We start from the raw sequence: 8,428 nt of genomic DNA on the forward strand, positions 1-8,428 counted from the left end.
AAAATTCTTTATGTCTTTTTGTCAAAGGTATGGCTTCAATCCCAAAAACAGATGTGGCTCAAGCAATTGCTGCCCTTTATCGAACTGAATGGGGGCGCATTGTCGCTATTCTGATTCGGCTGGTCGGAGATTTTGATGTAGCTGAAGAAGCTGCACAGGCAGCATTTACAGCGGCAGTGAATCAGTGGGAAAGCGACGGTATTCCCGATCGTCCCCGTGCCTGGATTATCCGAACTGCCCAGTACAAGGCGATCGATCGCCTCCGACGACGCACGAAACTGACCGAAAAACTGGAGTGGTATGCGGCATCTGGCTTAATTCCATCCACTGAAGAACCAACCTATGACAGTGATGAAATTGGAGATGATCGCCTGCGATTAATCTTTACCTGCTGTCACCCGGCACTGGCAATGGAAACTCAAGTAGCGTTGACCCTCCGAATGTTGGGTGGACTGGAAACCGACGAAATTGCCCGCGCCTTTCTTATACCGACTGCAACAATGGCACAGCGGTTAGTTCGTGCTAAACGCAAAATTCGAGACGCAGGCATTCCTTACAAAGTACCTGAGACGACTGATCTCGCTCCCCGGATAGAGGCAGTCCTGAAAGTCATCTATCTCATCTTCAACGAAGGCTATGCCGCAACCAAAGGAGATGCGATCGTGCGGGCTGACCTCTGCATCAAAGCGATTCGCTTGGGGCAACTGGTGCGGCAATTGCTGGCACCCCAACCCCCATCTGAAGTCACAGCACTGGTGGCGCTGATGTTATTGCACGATTCGCGGCGCAATGCGCGTCTAGATGAGGCAGGCGATTTGATTTTGCTAGAAGATCAGGATCGCAGTCGTTGGAACCATCTACAGATTGCTGAGGCGTTACCTCTGGTAGAGGAAGCGTTGCTCTTTGGAACCGGAGTCTATGCCCTGCAAGCGGCGATCGCAGCCCTCCATTGTCAGGCAACCCGCGCCGAAGAAACAGACTGGGCGCAGATCGTGCGGCTCTATGAGGTGTTGGAACGCTTGCAGCCCTCACCCATTGTTACCTTGAACCGAGCAGTGGCGATCGCAATGGCAGACAGTCCTCAAGCCGCATTTGGACTGATTGATAGCCTTGCTCCAGAACTGGACAGCTATCATCTCTTTCATGCCACCCGTGCAGATTTATTTCGGCGTGTTGGAGCATTAGAGCAAGCGACCCAGAACTATACACGGGCACTAGAATTAGTGACAAATGACAGTGAACGTCGTTTTCTGGAACGTCGGTTGCGCGAAGTTCAACCTAACATTCAGTAACTGATAGAGGATTCCGAGATGGATAACAATCCCAGCATTCTCTCGCACGTTTCGATTGGTATTAATGATTTTGAACGAGCGATCCGGATTTTTTAGTGCAACGCCAGTCAAAGCAACAAATTATGGAAATTAAGCCAAGTTCCTGGCTTGAGGATGAAAAAAATGTCAGAAGATTTCCAGTAATAGCTTCTACTTTGAAGTCTCTTGGTTGGGAATTTGTCATCATCACTGATGAAATGATGAATAGAGGCTCTCTGTTAAATAACGTTAAACTTCTCTATCGATATGCCAAAATCCCTTTAACACTTCAAAACCTGATTATTTGTCATCAATATTTTCATTCAAAATTACCAATTCCTCTATCTACAGCTATCAATAATTTACAACCTCAAGGGATTGATAAACCAATTTTATTAAAATTAATTTTTTTAGGATTTTTAAAAACTGATTTAATGACTCAAGTAAATAATAATAGCCCTCTTTACTTATCCTCACAAGCCTATTTCGCAGGGAGTGGGGAAAATGACTAGAGTTAGATTCCAAGTAGGAATTCACTTGTGGCTGCATAACTGTGAGTACATTATCCAACAAAGAACAGACAACAAATTTAAACTTTTTTACATTTGTTAGAGTCAAAGCTTCCTCTAGCTCAAGCTTCAAATTTATCCGAAGTATATACAGCAAGAAGGCTTTACTACGCTTCAGATGGAGTCGTTGCTCATATAATGAAGCTAGTTCGGTATGGAGCTTATTTAGCTCTTAACCAAAATCAAGAAAAACTTGACTTAAATATTTTAGCAATGGCTTTTGAGAAATCTGTTCGAGCCGATAAACCTGATAAAAATAATCCTTTTATCACTGATAAATTTGAAATTGAGACAGTTTACTCTCCAACTGTAAACTTAGAAGTTGACGCAACTAATAAACGCCTGAAATCTAAATCTAAACCTTTAAAAGCTGCTCAAATATTAAGGAACTCTTAAAAAAATATAGTCTCATCAAGTGCTTTTACAAACTCCAACTCCCTATGAAGATGAAAGTTTAGCTGGTTATCTAATTCGGCTAAGTGAAAGTAATTATTATCCTTCTCCTAATTGGATTTTGCAGCTAGCTGGCTTACATATCAATCGAGGAATTCTTATTGTCAACAATCCCTATGAGCCTTCTCAACTCAGTCAACTTATTCAAATGACCGATGAGCAGCTAATACTAATGGCTTCTCTCCCTTCTCAATTGTCTTCTCTTATTACTTCCCAGCAATACACCCTTTATAAATTTGCTATAAAACTGTGTCCTCATTGTTTGACCGAATCTGCTTATTGTCGCAAAATTTGGGATTGGAATCTAGTAAAAGCTTGTTACTTACATCAATGTGTACTGCTTAAAAAATGTCCTAATTTTAACAAAGGTATTCGGTGGTCTAGATCCGCAGTCACAAGATGTCGATGTGGTTTCGATTTTCGTTCTGGGCAAGTTGAAACAGCCACCTCTGAGCAAGTTAATTTGTCTGCATACTTATCCTCATTGCAGAAAAGCCTTGCTACTGTGCAAGTAAGTCAGCATCAACAGAAACTACAAGATGCCTCAAATGATAGTTTTGCCTGATGTATTGAAGTTGTGATTTGGAAATTTCACTTTATCTGCGAATTTACTATTTAGCTCAAACCCTTACTCCACATTCAATTTCACTTTATGCGCGAATCTAGTTCCCCCAAACCCTTGTAACTGCGTTGTCCAAATTTCATCTTATGTGCAAACCCACACAAATTTCATTTAGTCTGCAAACTGTGGGTTTGCAGACTAAGTGAAATTTTTTCAACGCAATAATAAGGATTTGAGCTACCTTTGTTGCGGACTAATTGAAATTTTTTTGCGGACTAAGTGAAATTTTCCTCCTAAATTCGCAGACTAAATGAAATTTTCCCCCAAATAGGGATAAAACGTTCCAATTCATTACCACACAAAGCTTTGAGTAAAAACTCTCTCCAACAGCGATCGCCTGTAGCTACGAAAGAATCAGGGTTACACCAACAGATTTTCAATTAGTCTGCAATAGAATTTCATTTAGTCCGCACGAATTTCATTTAGTCTGCAAACCGACATAATTGTGACTTACACCATAAGCTGTCCGTTTTTGAAACCATAAGTTGTCCGCAGTAGAAGTTCAAAAGCGGATTATTACGTTTAGTAGCCGAACAGTAAAAGTAGTGTTTTGAAATGATAAAGTGACCGAAAGCTCATTATTCAAGCATAAACAGTCCGAAAGTTACAGATTTCTGTATGCTCAGTGACCAAGAATTTGAACAATGGTGTCATCGGCTCGGTTTACCAGAGACGACAAAAGAATTTGTACAGCAAATCCGTTGTTCGGAGCCTGTAAGGAAAGTAGGTGGCGGAGCGAAAAATGTTTGTGGTAGCTACCCAAGCCACAAAATGGGAAAAACGATTCAGTTTGAGTCCCACAAAGTAGAATTGCCTGCGATCGTAGAGTATGAAAACGACGAAGATGTTCTGGAGTACTATGACCAACCAGTTCGTCTAAGCATATCATTTGAGTCGAAAAGCGGGCGTAGGGTGGTGACGAGTCATATTCCTGATTTCTTAGTGATTCGGTATAACTGTGCAGGGTTTGAAGAATGGAAAACTAGCGAACGTCTCAAAACACTGACTCACAAACAACCCACAAGGTATCAACAAAACGAAAATGGTAAATGGCAGGCTCCACCGGTAGAAACTAAAGTTCAATCATTGGGGCTTTACTATCACCTTCGTACAGATCAGGAAATAAACTGGATTGCTTACCGCAACCATCAGTTTCTCAGAGTTTACTTGAGCCAAGAGAATATAGTTAATCCAGAAGCAAGGACAAGAGTTATTGAATCTGTTACAGCTAATCCGGGGATGACCCTGAAACAATTACTCTTATCAACAAATACCAGTTGGGTAGATGATATTTATGCCTTGATTGCAACAAAGCAGCTATATGTAGACTTGAAAGGCATAGGATTGAGTGAACCAGAAAAAGTTCATCTGTTTAGTAGCCAGCAGGTAGCAGAAGCTTATAACTTAATCATTTCTAAAAAGGCTGCTGCCACCCTTGATAAGGGGCAACAGATTGATGTGGCGGTTGGTGCAACGGTGTTCTGGGATGGAAAAAGTTTATCTGTAATTCAGATTGGAGAGAAAAAAATTGTTTTGCAAGGTGAAAATCATCTAATTGGGTTAAGCCATACAGACTTTGAAACACTAATTTCACAAAAAGAAATTACTGGCATTGAAGCTCAAGGAGTAAAATCAACTCAAATTTGGGAACAGCTAAAATGCGCTAGCCCAGAAGACTTAGCCGTAGCTAACTACCGCCAGAAAATCATTGAACCATATCTGCATAAAGATAAAGATCCGCCAACCAATAGTCCTGTATCTGAGCGAACAATTCGCAGATGGAAAGCCAAATATCATTCCGCAGAGGAAACCTATGGTTGGGGTTACATTGGTTTGTTGCCAAATCGTAAAGACAAAGGAAACCGTGTTGAGCGATTTTCAGATCAAACTTGGGAGTTCATCGATAAAATTATTGAGCAGCATTACGAGAATTTTAAACAGAGAAATAAACTGACAACTTACGGTATTCTGGCAAGAGAGTGGGAAAAAGCGGGAAAAACAGACCCTTGCCCAAGCCGTACTACGTTTTACAAGCGGATCAACAGTAGAGCAGATCATAGACAAACTCGTAAGAGGCAAGGAAATCGGGCAGCTTACCAAAAAAGCTCGTTTTATCATGAATTAACGTTCTCGACACCTTGCCACGGAAGTCGTCCCTTTGAAATTTGTCACATTGACCATACCGAGTTAGATATTGAGTTAGTTTGCCAAAGGACAGGATGTTGTTTAGGTAGACCTTGGGCAACCGTTTTGATTGATGCTTTTTCCCGGCGTATTTTAGCTATCTATTTGACTTTTGACCCGCCGTCCTATCGCTCCTGCATGATGGTGTTACGAATTTGCGTGCAGAGACTAGGGCGGTTACCAGAAACTTTGGTAGTAGATAACGGTGTAGAATTTGGCAGTATTTACTTTGAAACTCTTTTAGCAGCATTTGGTTGTATAAAGAAACAACGCCCTGTTGCTAGTCCTAGATTTGGTTCAATAATTGAACGTTTTTTTGGCACCAGTCATACTGAATTCTTCTACAACCTGAAAGGAAACACCCAAATTACAAAGCAAATTCGCTTAGTGAATAAGACGAATAATCCAAAGGCACAAGCTGTATGGACGTTACCGGAAATATATGAGTATTTTTGTGAATATATTTATGTAATTTATGACCAGAGAGAACATCCTGCACTAGGACAATCACCATGTGTTGCATTTGAAAAGGGCTTAACTCAAAGTGGAATGCGCTTTGGTCAAAGAATTATTAATGATGAAAATTTTCAGATTTTTACTTTGCCATCAACTCCAAAAGGAAGCGCCAAAGTTATACCAAAGCTTGGGGTAAAAGTTAACCATATTTACTACTGGTCAATAGATGATTCTTTTCTCCATCCTGAAGTTGAAGGAACCCAAGTACCTATTAGATATGATCCCTGGGATGTGGGTACGGCTTATGCCTATGTCAAAAATGCTTGGGTGCGTTGTATTTCACAACATTATTCATCGTTACAAGGACATTCTGAACGAGAAATTCGGCTTGCTAGCATCGAAATACGTCAGCAGAAAAAGCAGTACAACCAGAAAGTCACAATTAAGGCTAAGGACTTAGCACAGTATCTAGAATCAGCCGAAGCTCAAGAGACTTTACAAATACAACGATTACGAGATTTTGCAGCAACTGGAGTTCGTCAAATTGTGTCTTCTAAAATACTGAAACAAGCACAATCTGTTGTTAAAGAAGATTTAGCCGATATTAAAAATAATATTACAGAAGAACTAAGACTGCCAAATAAATTAGAGGCTCAAGAAATTAATCCCAGGCGAATCCAACCGTACTCTCAACAGGAGCTGTGGTAATGAATTTCCAACGTCCATTTCTACAAGAATTACTAACAAAATCCTCAACAGAGCGGTTGGACTATTTTCATAACATTACAGTTGGACATTTACGTTTAAGGCAAGCTTTAGATGCTTTATTAATCAATCTTCAACAACAAACAGATATTTGTGTTCTGTTTGTTGTTGGACCGGCAGGTGTGGGCAAAACGACTTTAAGGCTGCGAGCCGAAAAACTGTTATTGGAAGAGGCATTAACATCCATGAGTCACAATACCTGCCAAATTCCAGTTGCAGGAATAGAAGCAATTCCAGCAGAAGGTGGAAAGTTTAATTACAAGGATTATTACTTAAGGGTTTTAGAATCTTTGGAACAGCTTTCAGTAACTTTAAGCACTACAAACAGTAAACCTAATTTCCAAAATCATGCAATTGCTTCCACCACATACTTTGCTTCCAAAAGTTCTGATATTGTACGTCGTGCTTTAGAACAAGCTATGCGGCATCATCAAATGACAGCACTAATGGTAGACGAAGCTCAACACCTACTAATGCTAGCTGGTGGGAAGCAAATGCTACACCAGATGAACTGGATAAAATCTATTGCCAATATTACTGGTACTGTACATATTTTATTTGGTACTTATGATTTGCTAAACTGTTGCCGTCTTAGTGGTCAAGTCAGCCGACGCAGTGAGGACATTCATTTACCTCGTTATTGTTCAGATAGCAAAGAAGATGTAACTGAATTTATTCGGATACTTCAAACATTCCAAACGCACTTACCATTAATTGAAGAACCATCTCTGGTAGAAAAGTACGAATATATTTTGGATTATTCGTTGGGTTGTATTGGTATCCTCAAAACTTGGTTAACAAGAGCTTTACGAACTGCATTGGCAGACAATGCCTCGACCTTGAGTTGGAAGCATATTCAACATAACGAGTACTCTTCTTCACGACGTGAACAAATTCAACAAGAGGCAAAAGCTGGAGAACAGCGTTGGCGTAACGAGGTAGGAAATCAAATACAAACTCAAATCGAAACTTTAGCACCTGAAGATTTAAGCCAGCCACCGGTGAAAAGGGGCCGTGTGGGAAAGCGTCTTGCTAAAAGAGATACTGTAGGCATTAATCTAGATGTTAGTTAATCATTATACTAATGAGGAGTTGTGGAACTTAGAAAAACCAGTTATTCCACAACGTAGTCGGTTGTTCCCTTTAGAACCTATTGGTATTGGTACAATCTACGTAGAAAGTTTGAGCGGGTATGTAGCTCGTCTTGCTGAACATCATTCTACTACTACCGAACAATTAATTTTGTCTCAGATTCTTCCCTTGATGGGGCAAAAAATGTCTCAAACAAGCCCCATAGACATCATTAATAATTTTTTTGGAATTCACCACTCTTTAGCATCTGCAAATGAAATCAGAGGTATTTTTGCTACAACTCTAATTCAGGTTCTTGAGGAGTTAACTTTACGTCGAGATTTAGCTAATTTGTCACCCCTAAAGTGGGCAAGTTTGACCTTTGAGTGTAGTTTTCTGCGCTTGTACCAAGCTTGGTGTCCATTGTGTTACGCCAGTTGGCGTACCCAGAATCGAATAATCTACAATCCACTGCTGTGGTTAGTCAACACAATCAAATTTTGCCCCCACCACGAACATCAAACTCTGATTGAGCAGTGTCCTCACTGTGACAAGCAATTTCCACCGTTGACTAGATGTTCTCGTCCAGGATATTGCTCAAGCTGTCATCTATGGTTAGGTGGTTTTAGAATCAACCAAAACCTTGATGAACAGGTAGTGGCTGAAAACTCAGAAAATTCATGGCAGCATCTGTTGATAGGAGATTTTTCCTCTCATCGCAGAGACAGACTGACTTGGCAGTTTATGTGGTTCGATGATGTCGAGGATCTGGTTGCTAAAGAACCCTCGCAATTTTTGCCGCCTACAAACTTTGGATAATTTTCAACCATAAGCTGTCCGTAACGGACAACTTATGGTGTAAGTCACACTCTGTGACTTACACCATAAAGTGACCGTTTTTTCCGCCATAAACTGTCCGCAACGGAGGCTGAAATACTTGATTTGTCGTAGTGCGATCGCTCTGCGAATATTAGGTTTTGAAACCATAACGTGACCGA

Annotated in this window: 7 protein-coding genes; all 7 read left to right on the top strand. The window is 40.7% G+C overall.

Annotated features, from left to right (window positions below; translation table 11 throughout):
- The first annotated feature begins 29 nt into the window (after nt 1–29).
- The gene (locus H6G96_RS35810; protein WP_190918640.1) at nt 30–1,292 is read left to right on the top strand and encodes an RNA polymerase sigma factor; all 1,263 of its coding nucleotides are present in this window, start codon (nt 30–32) and stop codon (nt 1,290–1,292) included.
- Nucleotides 1,293–1,414: 122 nt separating this feature from the next.
- Nucleotides 1,415–1,822, top strand: a complete 408-nt coding sequence (locus H6G96_RS35815; RefSeq protein ID WP_190918642.1) for a hypothetical protein — start codon at nt 1,415–1,417, stop codon at nt 1,820–1,822.
- 93 nt (nt 1,823–1,915) lie between these two features.
- Nucleotides 1,916–2,275: a hypothetical protein gene (locus H6G96_RS35820; protein ID WP_190918644.1), complete on the top strand. Its 360-nt coding sequence runs from the start codon at nt 1,916–1,918 to the stop codon at nt 2,273–2,275.
- Between the two features lie 19 nt (nt 2,276–2,294).
- Nucleotides 2,295–2,897: a TniQ family protein gene (locus H6G96_RS35825; protein WP_190918646.1), complete on the top strand. Its 603-nt coding sequence runs from the start codon at nt 2,295–2,297 to the stop codon at nt 2,895–2,897.
- Between the two features lie 675 nt (nt 2,898–3,572).
- Nucleotides 3,573–6,302 (top strand): DDE-type integrase/transposase/recombinase, encoded by a 2,730-nt coding sequence (locus tag H6G96_RS35830; protein WP_190918648.1) that lies wholly within the window; start codon nt 3,573–3,575, stop codon nt 6,300–6,302.
- Complete coding sequence (locus tag H6G96_RS35835; RefSeq protein WP_190918650.1) at nt 6,302–7,432, top strand: ATP-binding protein; 1,131 nt, start codon at nt 6,302–6,304, stop codon at nt 7,430–7,432. The genes H6G96_RS35830 and H6G96_RS35835 overlap by 1 nt, the downstream gene beginning before the upstream one ends.
- The gene (locus H6G96_RS35840; protein WP_190918652.1) at nt 7,422–8,249 is read left to right on the top strand and encodes a TniQ family protein; all 828 of its coding nucleotides are present in this window, start codon (nt 7,422–7,424) and stop codon (nt 8,247–8,249) included. The genes H6G96_RS35835 and H6G96_RS35840 overlap by 11 nt, the downstream gene beginning before the upstream one ends.
- Nucleotides 8,250–8,428: the final 179 nt, after the last annotated feature.

Source organism: Nostoc sp. FACHB-892 (assembly GCF_014698795.1).
In the GTDB taxonomy this organism is placed as follows: domain Bacteria; phylum Cyanobacteriota; class Cyanobacteriia; order Cyanobacteriales; family Nostocaceae; genus Nostoc.

What these genes read in the sequence shown, in the direction of transcription:
- H6G96_RS35810 (WP_190918640.1), top strand. Translation starts at nt 30, where the DNA reads ATGGCTTCAATCCCAAAAACAGATGTGGCTCAAGCAATTGCTGCCCTT.
- H6G96_RS35815 (WP_190918642.1), top strand. Translation starts at nt 1,415, where the DNA reads ATGGAAATTAAGCCAAGTTCCTGGCTTGAGGATGAAAAAAATGTCAGA.
- H6G96_RS35830 (WP_190918648.1), top strand. Translation starts at nt 3,573, where the DNA reads ATGCTCAGTGACCAAGAATTTGAACAATGGTGTCATCGGCTCGGTTTA.
- H6G96_RS35835 (WP_190918650.1), top strand. Translation starts at nt 6,302, where the DNA reads ATGAATTTCCAACGTCCATTTCTACAAGAATTACTAACAAAATCCTCA.
- H6G96_RS35840 (WP_190918652.1), top strand. Translation starts at nt 7,422, where the DNA reads ATGTTAGTTAATCATTATACTAATGAGGAGTTGTGGAACTTAGAAAAA.